Genomic DNA, 15,584 nt, shown 5'->3' on the forward strand with positions numbered 1-15,584 from the left:
GCGAGCCGCCCAGGCTCTATTGTGGACATTCGATGAGGAGGTAGGCCGGTGCAACCCGAGGCCACCGAAGAAGAACGCGTGAAGAACATGACACTCGAGGCCTACGCGGACACGATCGTGCCGGGGGAGAAGCGGTTCCCCGAGGACCGGGCGGTCGCCGGGGCCGCGCCCGGGCCCGGCTCGGTCGAGGCGGGCGCGCTCGAGCTGCTGAACTTCGACGCGACCGGCGTCACGGCCGGCCTGCCCTACCTCGCGCAGTCGCTCAACGACCACGCGAAGTCCTACGCGGGCGAGGTGGCGCTGGAGCTCGACCACGACGTGCCGCCGTTCGTCGCGCTGCCCTACGAGCACCGCCGCGAACTGGTGCGGCGGCTGACCACCCCCGGGCACCCGGAGAAGGACGGCTGGGTCAGCCTCGCGCTGTTCTGCAACATGGCCTACGACAGCGCCCCGCACCTGCACACCGCCGACGCCATCCGCGCCGGGCACCCCGGGCTGCTGGCGCTGGGGTACCAGGCCCCGGACGCCGACGGCTTCTGGCGGTTCCCGAAGTACGGCTACGGCCGCAAGCTGGCCGACATCCACCCCGACACGACGCCTTCCGGGAGCCCCGCATGACGGCCATCGACCAGACCGACGTCGTCATCGTCGGCAGCGGCTTCGGCGGGTCCATCCCGGCCTACCACCTCGCCGCGGGCGGGGCCAAGGTCACGGTCCTCGAGCGCGGGCCGTGGCTGGCCGCGGCCGACTTCGAGCACGACTACCTGCTCGGCTCGTCCTACACCCGCGCGTTCGACTTCGTCGTCGGCGACGGGATGAGCGTGCTGGGCGGCAACTGCGTCGGCGGCGGCAGCGTGGTGTACTTCGCCGCGATGCCGCGGGCGCCCCGCTTCGTGTTCGAGCGCCACGGGAGCATCGGGCGCCGGATGTGGCCGTCGGTCATCACGCGCGACACCCTGGAGCCGTGGTACGACCGCGTCGACGAGTCGATCCCGGTGTCCAAACAGGACTGGAACGACGTCTCCTACGCCGGTGGCCTGTGGGCGGCGGCCTGTAACCACTCCGGGCGCACCGCGAACCCGGCGCCGGTGGCCGTCGACAACGACACCTGCGTCAACTGCAACTTCATGATGGCCGGCTGCAAGTTCGACGCCAAGCGGTCGATGCTGACGAACTACCTGCCCGCGGCGCTGGCGCACGGCGCGGAGATCCGGCCGCTGCACGAGGTCCAGCGCCTCGAACGGACCGAGGACGGCGGCTACCGCGTCCACTTCGACCTGATCGACGAAGAGGACTACCGGATCCACACCGGCACCGGCGTGATCGAGGCGAAGGTCGTCATCATCGCCGCGGGCGCCGGCGCGACGCCGGTGATCCTGCAGCGGTCGGAGGCCGCGCTCGGCACGATGCCGCACGGCGTCGGCCGGTACTTCTCCGGCAACGGCGAGCGGCTCAACACCGCGATCATCGACGAGGACCGCGTCCGCGAGGTGCTCGGGCTGTCCCGTGAGGACGGTCCGGTGTACTCGGCCAACCACATCGGCAAGGGCCCGACCGTCGCGAACTGGGACAAGCTCGACGGATCGCTGCCGGAGTACGAGCGGTACTCGCTGGAGCAGCTGTACTTTCCGCCAGGGCTGGGGACGATTCTCGCCCAGGTGCCGGGCGGGGACGAGCCGCGCTGGTACGGGGCGCAGAAGAAGGAGATCCTCAACCAGTGGGCCAACTGGCTGACGATCTTCCTGATGACCGAGGACGACAACGAGGGCGTCTTCGGCACCCCGCCACCGACCGGCAACGCGTACCGCATCTCCCAGCAGATGCTCGGCCGCGGCGCGCTGCGCTACGACCCCACGCCGAACACGCGCCGCGGCTGGGCGCTCGCGGACGCCGACTGCAAGGCGATCATCGAGAAGGACGGCATCGGCCGCGTGGCCCCCTGGACGAACGACGTCGTCGGGGCGTACACCGTGCACCCGCTGGCGTCCTGCCGGATCGGCGACGACGCGGCGACGTCCGCGCTGCACCCGAACCACGAGCTGCGCAACCACCCGGGCATCTTCGTCACCGACAGCGCGTCGGTGCCGGGCGCGCTGACGGTGAACCCGGCGATGACCATCGCGGCGCTGGCCGAGCGGTCGATCCCGGGCATCGTCCGGGAGCTGCAGTCGCGCGGCGTCGCCGTCAAGTACGGGGCCCCGTCGCCGGACGGCTCGATCACGGGCCGGCGGGCGGTGTCCAAACTGGACCTGGTCGCCGGCAACTGATGCACGGGTACTTCGAACTCGCGCTCCTGGGTTCCTGGGAGCGCGAGTCCGACCGGGGCTCCGGTGACGTGAATGACTCATTCATGTCGCCAGGCGACATGAATGAGTCATTCACGTCACGCGGCCGCGGCTTCGTCGGTGATTTCGCCCAATCTCGAGGAGGAACCATGGCGCCCGGACTGGTGCGGTTCGCCCTGCGGCGGACGCTGCGGGACATCGAGCACGTCGAGGCCGTGCGGCCGCGGCGGGCGCGGGGGGTCGTGCGGGACGTCTACCGGCAGGTGGAACGGGACTTCGGGATGCTCGCCCCGCCGATCGCGCTGCACTCGCCCGCGCCGGACGTGCTCGCCGCCGCGTGGCTCCTGCTGCGGGAGTCGCTCGTCGCGGCCGGTACCGCGAGCCGGGCGGACAAGGAGGTCGTCGCGGCGGCCGTGTCGGCGGCGAACTCCTGCCCCTACTGCGTCGAAGTGCACGGCATGGCGCTCGGGTCGCTGGGCGAGCCGGACGCCGCCGCGGCCATCGAAGCCGGGGACACGCAAGCCATCCAGGACCGGGACACGCGCGCGCTGGCCGCGTGGGCGCGGGGCGAGGGTCGGCTGCCGGCCGACGTCCCCGCCGACACCGCCGCCGAGTTCACCGCCGTGGCCGTCGCTTTCCACTACCTCAACCGGATGGTCAGCGTGTTCCTCGGCCCGTCGCCGCTGCCCGAGGCGGTTCCGCCGCAGGCGCGGGTGAAAGCCAAGGCGGTACTGGGACATCTGCTCAAGCCCGGTGCCGCGCCGCCGGCCGGGGAGGCACTCGGCCTGCTGCCGCCGGCCGCCACCGACGGCCCGGGCTGGGCGCCGCCCGGCGGTACCCTGGCCGACGCCTTCGCGCGCGCCACGGCGGCGATCGAAGCCGCCGGGGAGCGCTCGGTGCCGTCGCGCGTGCGGGAGCTCGTCCGCCGGGAAGTCAAGGCGTGGGACGGGAAACCGCCCGGGCTCAGCCGCGCCTGGGCCGAGCCGGTGCTCGCCGAACTCCCCACTCACGATCGCGCGGCGGGCCGGCTCGCGCTCTTCACCGCCAAGGCGGCGTACCAGGCCGACGCCGGCGTCCGTCCGGAAAGGACGGACGATCGGGGCCTGGTGGAGCTGGTGTCGTGGGCGGCTCTCACGGCGGCCGTGGCGGCCGGTGAGCGGCTGCCGCACCGCCCGCGAAGAGAAGACTCCGCAGGTCGGCGCGGGTGATGATCGAAAGGTCAGATCGCCCGCCGGGGCGCGCAGCACCGGGACGCAACGAAACTCCGGTCCGTGACGCCGCCCCGGCCGGTCCCGGTCTGCCGGACGGCGGTCGCCGCGACGGTGGCTCCCCTTACCCCGCCACCCCCGCGGCGGCCGCTTTCCCACAAGAAGGACGTCGCACCGGTGAGAGGACAGACAGGTGACTGACACCACGGCCGTGATCGCCGACCTGACCGCCGAGGCCGCCGAGGTGGACGCGCTCGTCGCCGGGCTGCCCGAGGCGGGGTGGGACACCCCGACCCCGGCGCCGGGCTGGGCGGTCAAGCACCAGATCGCCCACCTCGCGTTCATCTTCCGGATCGCCGGCCTCTCGGCCGCGCAGCCGGAGGCCTTCCTCCAGATGACGAAGGCGGTCGCGTCCATCGGCTTCGAGAAGGCCGTCGAAGGCGCGCTGCAGGAGTTCATCCACGACCCGGCCGAGGTGCTGCTGACCCGCTGGCGCGCCGAGCGCGACACGGGCATCAAGGCCCTCGCCGCCGTTCCCGGCGACCGGCTGGTGCCGTGGCTGGTGAACCCGCTGCCGCCGTACGTGCTGGCCTGCGCCGGGATGATGGAGCTGTTCGGCCACGGGCAGGACGTCGCCGACGCGCTCGGCGTCCGCCTCGAGCGCACCGACCGGATCAAGCACCTGGCCGGGTTCGCCGTGCGGGTCCGGGACTTCGGCTACGAGGCGCGGAACCTGACGCCGCCCGCGGAGGAGTTCCGGTACGAGCTCACCGCGCCCTCGGGCGCGCTCTGGACGTTCGGTCCCGCCGACGCGGCTCAGCGGGTGAGCGGCAGCGCCGAGGACTTCTGCCTGCTCGTCACCCGGCGACGGCACCGCTACGACCTCGACATCCGGGCGAAGGGCACGCTGGCGGACCAGTGGCTCGACATCGCCCAGGCCTACCGCGGACCGGCCGGCCAAGGCCGCCGTCCGGGGCAGTTCAACGCCTGACCAGTCCACAGTAGACAAAAAAAATCGTTGTCCCAGCGTGCTGACGTGCGGCCCGGGGGCAGGGAGAAAGAAGACGGTCCGCGCCGCCCGGGAGATGCTGGACCCCGGCGGCCCGGCGGGCCGGGCGAGACCGGGCGGCGCCGCCGCCCGAGGACGACAGACCGGCGGCGGGACCGCGTCCCGCGCCGGAGGACAGCGGGGACCTGATGGTTCCGGTGATACGGGGCTCGAGAGCCAGTGGGAGTGCGGTGGCATGAGCGTAGAGCGGATTTCGATCGTCGGTATCGGTCTCCGGTACCCCGACGCGAGTTCTCCGGAGGAGCTCTGGGAAAACGTGCTGGCCGGGCGCCGGGCGTTCCGCAGGCTGCCGGACGAACGGATGAACCGGGCGGACTACTACTCGCCCGACCCGAAGGCGCCGGACCGCTTCTACGCGCAGAAGGCGGCCGTGCTGCGGGACTACGAGTTCGACCGGGTCGCGCACAAGGTCGCCGGCAGCACGTTCCGGGCGACCGACACGACGCACTGGCTCGCCCTCGACGTCGCCGCCGCGGCCCTCGCGGACGCCGGCTTCGGCGAAGGTGAGGGTGCCCCGCGCCAGAACACCGGTGTCGTCATCGGCAACAGCCTCACCGGCGAGTTCTCCCGCGCGAACATCATGCGGCTGCGCTGGCCGTACGTCCGCCGCACGGTCGCGGCGGCGCTGAGCTCCCGCGGCTGGGAGGACGAGGAGACCGCGAGCTTCCTGCGCGAGCTGGAGATCCAGTACAAGGAGCCGTTCCCCGAGATCAACGAGGACACCCTCGCCGGCGGCCTGGCGAACACCATCGCCGGCCGCGTGTGCAACCACTTCGACTTCGCCGGCGGCGGGTACACCGTCGACGGCGCCTGCTCGTCCTCGCTGCTGTCCGTGGTGACCGCGGCCAACGCGCTCGCCCAGGGCGACCTCGACCTCGCCATCGCCGGCGGCGTCGACCTCTCGATCGACCCGTTCGAGGTGATCGGCTTCGCGAAGACCGGCGCGCTGGCCAAGCGCGAGATGAAGGTCTACGACGCCGACTCCAACGGCTTCTGGCCCGGCGAAGGCTCGGGCATGCTCGTCCTGATGCGCGAAAGCGACGCGCTGGAGCAGGGCAAGCGGATCTACGCGTCGATCGGCGGCTGGGGCGTCTCCTCCGACGGCAAGGGCGGCATCACCCGGCCCGAGGCGGCCGGGCACCGGCTGGCCCTCAAGCGCGCCTACGACCGCGCGGGCTACGGCGTCGAGACCGTCTCCTACTTCGAAGGCCACGGCACCGGCACCGCGCTGGGCGACGCCACCGAGATCGAGGCGCTGTCCACCGCCCGCCGCGACGCCGACCCGCTGGCCAAGCAGGCCGCGCTGTCGACCATCAAGGGCAACATCGGGCACACCAAGGCCGCGGCCGGGGTCGCCGGCCTGATCAAGGCGACGCTGGCGGTCTACCACCAGGTCATCCCGCCCGCCACCGGCCACTACGAGCCGCACGAGTCGCTGACCGGCACGTCGGCGCGGATGTACGTCCCGCGCGACGCGTCGCTCTGGCCCGAGGACCAGCCGGTCCGCGCCGGGGTCTCGGCGATGGGCTTCGGCGGCATCAACTCCCACGTCACGGTCACCGAAGCGCCGACCGCGGCCCGCCGCCGCGAGCTCGACGAGCGGGCCCGGACGCTGGTCGCCGGCCGGCAGGACGCCGAGCTGCTGCTGTTCGACGCCGACGACGTCGCGACCCTGCGCGGCGACATCGCCGCGACGCTCGAGGTCGTGCCCAAGCTGTCGTTCGCCGAGCTGACCGACCTCGCCGGCGAGCTGGCCGGGAAGCTGGCCGGCCGCTCGGTGCGCGCCGCGGTCGTCGCGGCCAACCCGGAGCACGCCGAGCGCAAGCTGACGAAGCTGCTGGAGCAGCTGGAGTCCGGTGACTCGATCTTCGACTCGACCGACGGCATCTTCGCGAGCAGCCGCGGCTCCGCGCCGAAGATCGGCTACCTGTTCCCGGGCCAGGGATCGGGACGCGGTGGCGACAGCGCCCTGCGCCGCCGGTTCACCGCGGCCGACGAGATCTTCCGCGCCGCGGGGCTGCCCGCCTCCGGCGACCAGGTCGCCACCGAGGTGGCCCAGCCGCGGATCGTCACCGGTTCGCTGGCCGCGCTGCGGGTGCTGCGCTCGTTCGGCATCGAGGCCTCGACCGCGACCGGGCACAGCCTCGGCGAGCTGACCGCCCTGCACTGGGGCGGCGCGCTCGACGAGCGCGGGCTGCTGGCGCTGGCGAAGGTCCGCGGCAAGGTGATGGCCACGACGACCGGCGACGGGACCGGCGCGATGGCCGGGATCGCCGCTTCGCCGGGCCGCGTCGAGGAGCTGGGCCTGGGCGACGACGTCGTCATCGCCGGCTACAACGCGCCCGAGCAGACCGTGATCTCCGGGCCGGCCGGGGCGATCGACAAGATCGTCGCCCGGGCGAAGGCCCAGGGCGTCGGCGCGACCCGGATCAAGGTCTCGCACGCCTTCCACTCGCCGGCCGTCGAGCCGGCCGCGAACGCCATGACCGAGAAGCTGGGCGAGTTCTCCTTCGCCCGGTTGGAGCGCCCGGTCGTCTCGACGGTCAGCGGCGACGTGCTGCACGCCGCCGAGAACCTGCCCGAGCTGCTGCGCGACCAGATCGTGCTGCCGGTCCGCTTCCGCGAGGCCGCCGCCAAGGTGGCCGAGCGCAGCGACCTGGTGGTCGAGGTCGGTCCCGGCCGGGTGCTGACCGGGCTCTTCGAGGAGATCGCGCCGGACACCCCGGTGCTCGCGATCGACACGGACAACGCGTCGCTGCAGGCCCTGCTCCGGATCGTCGGCGCGGCGTTCGCGCTCGGCGCCCCGATCACGACCGACGCGCTGTTCGAAGGCCGCGTCGTGCGCGCTCTGCCCGCCGACGGCGAGTTCAGCTTCCTCGCCAGCCCCTGCGAGGCGGCGCCGTCGATCGACAGCGAGCTGGCCGCCGAACTGGCCGCGGAGAAGGCCCAGGCCGCCGAGGCCGACGCCGGCACCGCGGACGGCGACTCCGGCTCGACGCTGGACCTGCTGCGCAAGCTCGCCGCCGAGCGCGTCGAGCTGCCGCTGGAAGCCGTCACCGCCGACACCCACCCGCTCGACGACCTGCACCTGTCGTCGATCACGGTCGGGCAGCTGGTCAACGACGTCACCCGGGCGCTGGGCCGGCCCGCCCTGGAGGGCATGCCGAACTTCGCGACCGTGTGCCTCGGTGAGCTCGCCGAGATGATCGACGAGCTGGCGCAGACGGCGAAGCCGACCGACACCCACGTCGGCGAGGCGCCGGGCGTCGGCCCGTGGGTCCGGCCGTTCGCGGTCGAGTACGTGCCCGCGCCGCGGCCCACCGCGGACCTGACGCCGGGGGCCGGCCGCGCCGAGTGGCAGGTCTTCTCGACGCCCCGGCACCCGCTGGCCGAACCGCTGAAGGCCGCGCTCGCGGCGTCCGGCGCCGGGGACGGCGTGCTGCTTTGCCTGCCGGCGGACTGCGACTCCAGCCACGTCGGGCTGTTCCTCGACGCCGGCCGCGCCGTCATGGCCGCCCCCAACGGCACGCGCTTCGTGGTCGTGCACCACGGCTACGGCGCGGCCGGCCTGGCCCGGACCCTGCGGCTCGAGGACCCCTCGGCGAAGACGACGATCATCGACTTCGCGGACCCGACGCCTTCGGGTGCCGACGAGCTCGCGTCCGCGGTGTCCACCGTGGTGGCCGAGGTCGCCGCGACCACGGACTTCACCGAAGCCCGCTACGGCGCCGACGGCGGCCGCACGGTGCCGAGGCTGTCCGCGCTGGCCGCGCCGAAGCCCGGCCCGATCCGCGACTCGCTGGACTCGACCGACGTCCTGCTCGTCACCGGTGGCGGCAAGGGCATCACCGCGGAGAGCGCGCTGGCGCTGGCCAAGGACTCCGGCGCCCGGCTGGCCCTGCTCGGCCGCTCGGACCCGGAGACCGACACCGAGCTGGCGGAGAACCTCGACCGCATGGAGGCGGCGGGCATCCGCTACCGCTACGAGCGCGCCGACGTCACCAGCGCCCCGCAGATCGCCGAGGCGGTCGCCCGGGTCCAGGCCGACCTCGGCCCGGTCACGGCGGTCCTCCACGGCGCGGGCCGCAACGAGCCGGCCGCCCTGTTCTCCCTCACGGAGGACAGCTTCCGCAAGACGCTCGCGCCGAAGATCGGCGGGCTGAACGCGGTGCTCGCCGCGGTCGACCAGGACCGGATCAAGCTCCTGGTCACCTTCGGCAGCATCATCGGCCGGGCGGGCCTGCGCGGCGAAGCGCACTACGCCACGGCGAACGACTGGATGACCGAGCTGACCCTGCGCTTCGGCCAGGAGCACCCGAAGGCGCGGGCGATCGCGCTGGAGTGGTCGGTCTGGTCGGGCACCGGCATGGGCGAGAAGCTCGGCGTGGTCAGCGCCCTGATGCGCGACGGCATCACGCCGATCCCGACCGAGGAGGGCATCACCATCCTCCGCCAGGTGCTGGCCGACCCGGCCGCGCCGCCGGTGCTGGTGGTCTGCGGCCGCACGTCGGGCCTGGCCACGCTGCCGATCCAGAAGCGCGAGCTGCCGCTGACCCGGTTCGTCGACCGCGCGGTCGTGCACTACCCGGGCGTCGAGCTGATCACCGAAGCCGACCTCTCCGACGGGGCCGACCCGTACCTGACCGACCACCTGCTCGACGGGCAGCTGCTGTTCCCGGCGGTGCTCGGCATGGAGGCCATGACGCAGGCCGCGGCGGCGACGCTGGACCGCACCGGCACCCCGGTGCTGTCGGACGTCGAGTTCCTCCGGCCGATCATCGTCTCGCCGGGCGGGTCGACCACCGTCCGGCTGGCCACGCTGGCCCGCGACGCCGACACCGTCGACGTCGTGATCCGCAGTGACGAGACCGGCTTCAGCGCCGACCACTTCAAGGCGCGGCTGAGCTTCGCCCGGCCCGACCAGATCGGCGAGTGCGTCCCGCGTGACGTGGCGCTGCCGCCGGTCCCGGTGGAGCCGATCAGCGAGCTGTACGGCTCGGTCCTGTTCCAGGGCAAGCGGTTCCAGCGGGTTCTCGGCTACCGCCGGGCGAGCGCCCGGCACGCCGTCGCCGAGATCTCGACGAACGCGGACCACTACTGGTTCGCGCCGTTCCTCCCGCAGGAGCGGTTGCTGGCCGACCCCGGCACCCGGGACGCGATGATGCACGCGATCCAGTGCTGCGTCCCCGACGCGACGCTGCTGCCGCAGGGCATCGAGAAGCTGTACCTGGCCGAGCCGGGCCGCCAGCACGACGAGTACGTCCTGCTGGACGCGAAGGAACGGCTCCAGGACGGCGACAGCTACGTCTACGACCTCGACGTGCGCAACCCGGACGGGACGCTGGTCGAGCGCTGGGAAGGCCTGAAGCTGCGCGCGGTCCGCAAGCGCGACGGCGCGGGGCCGTGGGTCCCGTCGATGCTCGGGTCCTATGTGGAGCGTGCCTGCGAGCGGCTGCTCGGCGGGTCGCGGTCGGTCGTGCTGGAGCCGGACCCCGCCGGCCGCCCGGCGGCGGGCATCGCCGAACGGCGGGCGCAGACCGCGCTCGCCGCGGGCCGGGCGCTCGACAAGCCGGTCGAGGTCCGCTACCGCCCCGACGGCAAGCCGGAGTGCGACGGCGGCGTGCACGTCACCGCGTCGCACACCTCGGAGCTGACCCTCGTGGTCGCCGGCGCCGACCAGGTCGCCTGCGACATCGAGACGGCGATCGAACGCACCGAAGAGGACTGGGCCGGGCTGCTGGGCGAAGAGCTCCTCGCCCTCGGCCGGCTGCTGGCCGCGGACACCGGCGAACCGATCAGCGTGGCCAACACGCGGGTCTGGAGCGCGCTGGAGTGCGTCCGCAAGACCGGCTCGATGACCCAGGCCCTCACCGTGCGCCAGGTCGACGCCGACGGGTGGGCGCTGCTCGCCTCCGGTGGGGCCCGGATCGCCACCTGGTCGACCACCGTCAACGACCGGACCGACCCGATCGTCTTCGCCGTGCTCCACGCAGAGGGGAACTGAAGATGTCCGACTACTACGAGATCCGCCACACGGTCGGCTTCGAAGAGACCAACCTGGTGGGCAACGTCTACTACGTGAACTACGTGCGCTGGCAGGGCCGGTGCCGCGAGATGTTCCTCAAGGAGAAGGCCCCGGCGGTGCTCGAGGAGGTCCGGCACGACCTCAAGCTGTTCACTCTCAAGGTGGAGTGCGAGTTCTTCGCCGAGATCACCGCGTTCGACGAGCTGTCCATCCGGCTGCGGCTGGAGGAGCTCACCTCGACGCAGATCCAGTTCGCGTTCGACTACGTCCACCTGCGTGCCGAGGGCGAAGTGCTGGTGGCCCGGGGACGGCAGCGGATCGCCTGCATGCGCGGGCCCAACACGGCCACCGTGCCGTCCCGGGTGCCCGAGCAGCTGCGCGAGGCGCTGGTGCCCTACTGGACGGCCGCGGTCAACGGCAAGGGAGTCTGACTGTGGGCTACGAATCGGAGCCTCACGTGCTGAAGCGGCTGCCGAAGTCGCCGGCACGCCGCGGCCTCTCGGCGCAGCCGGGACTGCGGCAGGTGATGGCGCAGTTCGCCACCGGGGTCACGGTGCTCACGGCGGGCGGGGAGGACGCGCACGGCATGACCGCGAACGCGTTCTCGTCGGTGTCGCTGGAACCGCCGATGGTGCTGTGCTGCGTGTCGAAGGCGGCCCGGATGCACGCGGCGATCGTCACGGCCGGCTCGTTCGGGGTGAACATCCTGGCGGCGGACCAGCAGGACACGTCGAAGTACTTCGCCGACTGGCGCCGGCCCGACGGGATGGCCCAGTTCGAGGCCGTCGGCTACACGCCGGGGAGCAAGACCGGGGCGCCGCTGCTGACCGGGGCGCTGGCCTGGGTGGAGTGCGAGCTGGCGCAGGTGATCGAGGGCGGCGACCACTCGATCTTCCTGGGCCGGGTGCTCGCCACCAGCCGCGGCACCGGCGAGCACGCGCTCGTCTTCTACGGCGGCGGCTACCACCACGTGGACGGGAAGGCCCGCGCGGCCTGAGGGAGGGGACGTCATGCTGATCGCGGTCACGGGCGGCACCGGCTTCCTGGGTGCCCACACGGTCGCGGCGCTGCTGCGGCGGGGGCACCGGGTCCGGCTGCTCGCCCGTGACCCGGTCGGCCTGGCCCGGCCCGGCGTCGAGGTCGTCGGCGGCGACGTCACCGACGTCGTGGCGGTCCGGCGGCTGGTGGCCGGGGCGGACGCGGTGCTGCACGCGGCCGGCGTCTACACGTTCGACAGCCGGCGTCGCGACGAGCTGTGGCGGGTGAACGTCCGGGGGACCGAGGTGGTGCTCGCCGCCGCGCGCCGGGCGGGGACCGGTCGCGTCGTGCACGTGTCGACGGTCGGGGCGCTGTACCCGGCGACCGCGCCGTCGATCGGGGTCGCGAGCCCGGTCGGCGAGTCGCGGGAGCCCTACCTGGCGTCGAAGGCGGCGGCCGAGCGGATCGCGCGGCAGCACCGGTCGGTGGGCGCGCCGGTCGTCGTCACGTACCCGCCGGCGCTGCTCGGGCCGGACGACCCGCGCCTGGGCGACCAGAACGCGCGGCTGCGCGACGTCCTGCGCGGGCTGACGCCGATCTGGCCGGGCGGCGGGCTCCCGATCGGGGACGTCCGCGACTCGGCGGAGCTGCACGCGCGGATCCTGGACGGGTCGGTGTCCGGCCTCGCGTTCTTCGGGCCGGGGCACTACTTGACGACCCGCGAGTACCTGGCGGCCGCCCGCGAGGCGACCGGGCGGGCGTTGCCGGCGGTGGTCCTGCCGGCGCGGGCGCTGTACCCGGTGGGCCGCTTCGCCGACCGGCTGCAGCGCGTGTGGCCGTGGGCGCTGCCGGTGCAGTACGGCGCGATCCACGTCTGCGCGACGGCCGTGCCGGTCGCCGGGGACGTGCCCAGCGGCGGGGTCGCGGCCCGGCCGGTGCTCGAGACCGTGCGGGACACGGTGGCCTGGTTGCGCGCCGCCGGGCGGATCACCGACCGGCAGGCGGGCTCAGCTTTGTCCACTGTGGACGTAAGACACGCAGTTCTCACCGGTCCCGGACCCGGGGCCGGCCAGACCGAGGAGGTCCTGCCATGACCACCAGCGACGCCGGCCACGCGGACACCGGTGACCGGCAGCCCGCGGTGACCACGCCGCCGCCCGTCGAGGCGCTGGTCCGCCCGATGCCCCGGCTGGGCCGCGGCATCGTGTGGTCCGACATCGTCGCCGAGATCGAGCGGGACCACCGGGCCCGGATGAGGGATGCCGCGTGAGCGGAAGCCAGGAGTCCGGCGCGGCGCGGGCGGACGACGCGGAGGTGGTGCCGGTTCCCGACGGGGTCCGGCGCCGCCGTCTCGGCCGTCCGGCGCCGTCCGGGGACGCGCAGGTCATCGAGCTGGCCCGCGCCGCCGACCTGGCGCGGCCGGCGCCGCCCGACATGCCGCTGCTGCGCCGGCGCCGCGAGGAGCTGCGCGCGCACATCCACGAGGGCAGGCTCGACGCCGTCCGCCGCCAGCACTCGCTGGGCAAGCTGACCGCACGCGAACGGCTCGCCCTCCTCCTCGACGACGACTCCTTCACCGAGATCGAGCCCTACCGGCGGCACCAGGCGACCGGCCCGGGCCTGGCGGGCAACCGCCCGCACACCGACGGCGTCGTCGCCGGCTCCGGCACGATCGACGGGCGCCGGGTGTTCGTCTACGCCCAGGACTTCACGCTCTTCGGCGGTTCGCTCGGCGAGGCGCACGCGGCGAAGATCCACAAGGTGCTCGACCTCGCGGTGGCCAACGGCGCCCCGGTGATCGGGCTCAACGACAGCGGCGGCGCCCGGATCCAGGAAGGCGTCCTCGCGCTCAACGGCTACGGCGGCATCTTCCGCCGCCAGGTCGAGGCGTCCGGGGTGATCCCGCAGATCAGCGTCATCCTCGGCCCGTGCGCGGGCGGCGCGGCGTACTCGCCGGCGTTGGCGGACTTCACGTTCATGGTGCGCGACACCGCGCGGATGTACCTGACCGGGCCGGACGTCGTGGAGGCCGTGAGCGGCCAGCGCGTCACGCACGAGGAACTGGGTGGCGCGGACGTCCACGGCAGTGCCTCGGGCGTCGCGACGGTGGTGCACGACGACGAGGAGAGCTGCCTCGCCGACGTCCGGTACCTGGTGTCGCTGCTGCCGTCGAACTACCTGGACCCGCCGCCGGCGACCGTGCCGACGAACGCGACGGACGACTACCGGCCGCGGCTGGCCGAGCTGGTCCCGGTGGAGCCGAACCAGCCGTACGACATGCGCGACGTCTTCGCCGAGGTCGCCGACGACGGCGAGTTCTTCGAGCTGCACGAGGGCTGGGCGCGCAACGTGCTGTGCGCGCTGGCCCGCGTCGACGGCCGCGTGGTGGGCCTGGTCGGCAACCAGCCGGTGGTGTTCGCCGGCGTGCTCGACGGGCCGGCGTCCCAGAAGGCGGCGCGGTTCGTGCGGTTCTGCGACGCGTTCGGCATCCCGCTGGTGAGCCTGGTCGACGTCCCGGGGTTCCTGCCGGGGGTGGAGCAGGAGCGCGGCGGCATCATCCGCCAGGGGGCACAGCTGCTGCACGCGTACTGCGAAGCGACGGTGCCCCGCATCCAGGTGATCCTGCGCAAGGCGTACGGCGGCGCGTACATCGTGATGGACTCGCGGTCGATCGGGTGTGACCTGTCGTTGGCGTGGCCGACGAACCAGATCGCGGTGATGGGCGCGGAGGGCGCGGTGAACGTGCTGTACCGCCGGGACCTGGCGGCTTCGGCGGACCCCGAGGCGTTGCGCGCGAAGCTGGTGGCGGAGTACACGGAGGAGTACTTGAACCCGCAGTACGCGGCGGAGCGCGGGTTGGTGGACGACATCATCGACCCGGCCGAGACGCGCGCGGCGGTGGCTCGCGGGTTGGCGATGCTGCGGGACAAGCGCAAGCCGGCGCCGGGCCGCAAACACGGCAATCTGCCGATCTGAGGGGGTGTACCCGGATGTCCGCGATCCGCGTGGTGCGGGGCGCTCCGGACGACTGCGAGCTGGCGGCGTTGGTGGCGGTGCTTTCGCTTTCGGCGGCCCGCCCGCCGGAGGCGGCGCCGCGGCCGTCGGTGTGGGGGGATCCGGCTTGGCGGGGACGTGAGGTGCGCGCCGCCGAGGGAGCCTGGCGCCTGTCGGGCCTGCCGCACTGACTCGCCTGCTCAGCCTTCCGGCCGGAGCGCCCCAAGGCCACCTTGGTTGCGTCTGACGCACCCAAGGTGGCCTTGGTTGCTCCATCCATGCCCCCGCCGCCACCCTCAACGGAGGCGCTTCGCGCCGAGGTGCTGATTCAACGCACCGAAGGCCACATTGGGGCGCTCGCTCCCGGTCACGGACCTGAGCGAGCCCCCGCGCCGCTCTCAGGCCGCCTGGCCCCGCAGCCGCCGCGCCGCGGCCCGTTCCCGGCCCGGCGAGTGCGTCGTGTGCCCCGGGTGCACCGCCACGTACCGCACCACGCCGTCCGAAAACGCTTCCACCTCCGTGCGCTCGCCCGGCCTGAACTCCGCTCCGCACACCGCGCACGTGCGCTGCCGGTCGGCCGCGCCGCCGAGGGGCTTCCGCTCTTCCGCCATGCCTGCACCTCGCCATCGAGTCACTCCCAGTGCACCTCCCGGACCCCTATCCCGACCACTCAAAAGCTGCGCACGTCCGATCCTCGACCACCGTGGCGCATGGTGGATCCACACCGAAAGCACGGAGGAACGCCATGACAGCAGCAGCGGTCCCGGCCGGCGACTGGACCCCGCCACCCGCCGAAGAACCCCGCGGGCTCCGGCTCGTGGAAGCAGCAGCACCCGAACCGGAAGTCGAAGAGCACATCGTGCTCGGCTACAACTGAGCCGCGGGAGCTCCGGCGCCGGACACGGACGGTGCCGGAGCGCACGCTCGGAGATGAGCACCCCGCCGCCCGCCCGGGAGAATCGACAGTGTTCGGGCCGGAGTGTCACCGCAGCACGGTGGCCCATGCGTGACGGCGATCTGCGACG

13 protein-coding genes are annotated in these 15,584 nt (G+C 73.3%); 12 read left to right on the plus strand and 1 reads right to left on the minus strand.

What is annotated here, in order from left to right:
- Window positions 1-87 precede the first annotated feature (87 nt).
- From ABFJ78_RS14865 to ABFJ78_RS14915, 11 genes are all read left to right on the plus strand, one after another.
- Window positions 88-618 carry a DUF5987 family protein gene (locus ABFJ78_RS14865; protein WP_436387775.1) on the plus strand — a complete coding sequence of 177 codons (531 nt, stop codon included), beginning with the start codon at window positions 88-90 and terminating at the stop codon, window positions 616-618.
- Window positions 615-2,267 carry a GMC family oxidoreductase N-terminal domain-containing protein gene (locus tag ABFJ78_RS14870; RefSeq protein WP_436386839.1) on the plus strand — a complete coding sequence of 551 codons (1,653 nt, stop codon included), beginning with the start codon at window positions 615-617 and terminating at the stop codon, window positions 2,265-2,267. The genes ABFJ78_RS14865 and ABFJ78_RS14870 overlap by 4 nt, the downstream gene beginning before the upstream one ends.
- 167 nt (window positions 2,268-2,434) lie before the next feature.
- Window positions 2,435-3,493: a carboxymuconolactone decarboxylase family protein gene (locus tag ABFJ78_RS14875; protein WP_436386840.1), complete on the plus strand. Its 1,059-nt coding sequence runs from the start codon at window positions 2,435-2,437 to the stop codon at window positions 3,491-3,493.
- Window positions 3,494-3,686: 193 nt separating this feature from the next.
- Entirely contained in the window at window positions 3,687-4,484 is a 798-nt protein-coding gene (locus ABFJ78_RS14880) for a TIGR03084 family metal-binding protein (RefSeq protein WP_436386841.1), read from the plus strand.
- 253 nt (window positions 4,485-4,737) lie between these two features.
- Window positions 4,738-10,566 (plus strand): type I polyketide synthase, encoded by a 5,829-nt coding sequence (locus tag ABFJ78_RS14885; RefSeq protein ID WP_436386843.1) that lies wholly within the window; start codon window positions 4,738-4,740, stop codon window positions 10,564-10,566.
- A 2-nt stretch (window positions 10,567-10,568) separates the two neighbouring features.
- Complete coding sequence (locus ABFJ78_RS14890; protein ID WP_372666468.1) at window positions 10,569-11,018, plus strand: acyl-CoA thioesterase; 450 nt, start codon at window positions 10,569-10,571, stop codon at window positions 11,016-11,018.
- 2 nt (window positions 11,019-11,020) lie between these two features.
- Entirely contained in the window at window positions 11,021-11,584 is a 564-nt protein-coding gene (locus tag ABFJ78_RS14895; protein ID WP_436386844.1) for a flavin reductase family protein, read from the plus strand.
- 13 nt (window positions 11,585-11,597) lie between these two features.
- Window positions 11,598-12,659, plus strand: coding sequence for an NAD-dependent epimerase/dehydratase family protein (locus ABFJ78_RS14900; protein WP_436386845.1), 1,062 nt, complete (start codon window positions 11,598-11,600; stop codon window positions 12,657-12,659).
- On the plus strand, window positions 12,656-12,835 hold the full coding sequence (locus ABFJ78_RS14905) for a DUF6222 family protein (RefSeq protein ID WP_400904136.1): 180 nt from the start codon (window positions 12,656-12,658) through the stop codon (window positions 12,833-12,835). Before ABFJ78_RS14900 ends, ABFJ78_RS14905 begins: the two co-directional genes overlap by 4 nt.
- Window positions 12,832-14,541 carry an acyl-CoA carboxylase subunit beta gene (locus ABFJ78_RS14910; protein ID WP_436386846.1) on the plus strand — a complete coding sequence of 570 codons (1,710 nt, stop codon included), beginning with the start codon at window positions 12,832-12,834 and terminating at the stop codon, window positions 14,539-14,541. Before ABFJ78_RS14905 ends, ABFJ78_RS14910 begins: the two co-directional genes overlap by 4 nt.
- Window positions 14,542-14,555: 14 nt before the next feature.
- A complete protein-coding gene (locus ABFJ78_RS14915) occupies window positions 14,556-14,750 on the plus strand; it encodes an acyl-CoA carboxylase subunit epsilon (RefSeq protein WP_436386847.1) in 195 nt (64 codons plus the stop codon).
- A gap of 207 nt (window positions 14,751-14,957) precedes the next feature.
- Here the strand turns inward: ABFJ78_RS14915 and ABFJ78_RS14920 are convergent, their stop codons facing one another.
- The gene (locus tag ABFJ78_RS14920; RefSeq protein ID WP_436386848.1) at window positions 14,958-15,170 is read right to left on the minus strand and encodes a hypothetical protein; all 213 of its coding nucleotides are present in this window, start codon (window positions 15,168-15,170) and stop codon (window positions 14,958-14,960) included.
- A gap of 134 nt (window positions 15,171-15,304) precedes the next feature.
- Between ABFJ78_RS14920 and ABFJ78_RS14925 the strand changes: the two genes are divergently transcribed.
- Window positions 15,305-15,436 (plus strand): hypothetical protein, encoded by a 132-nt coding sequence (locus ABFJ78_RS14925; protein ID WP_436386850.1) that lies wholly within the window; start codon window positions 15,305-15,307, stop codon window positions 15,434-15,436.
- Window positions 15,437-15,584: the final 148 nt, after the last annotated feature.

It is taken from the genome of Amycolatopsis sp. MEPSY49, from assembly GCF_051337345.1.
Taxonomy (GTDB): Bacteria; Actinomycetota; Actinomycetes; order Mycobacteriales; family Pseudonocardiaceae; genus Amycolatopsis.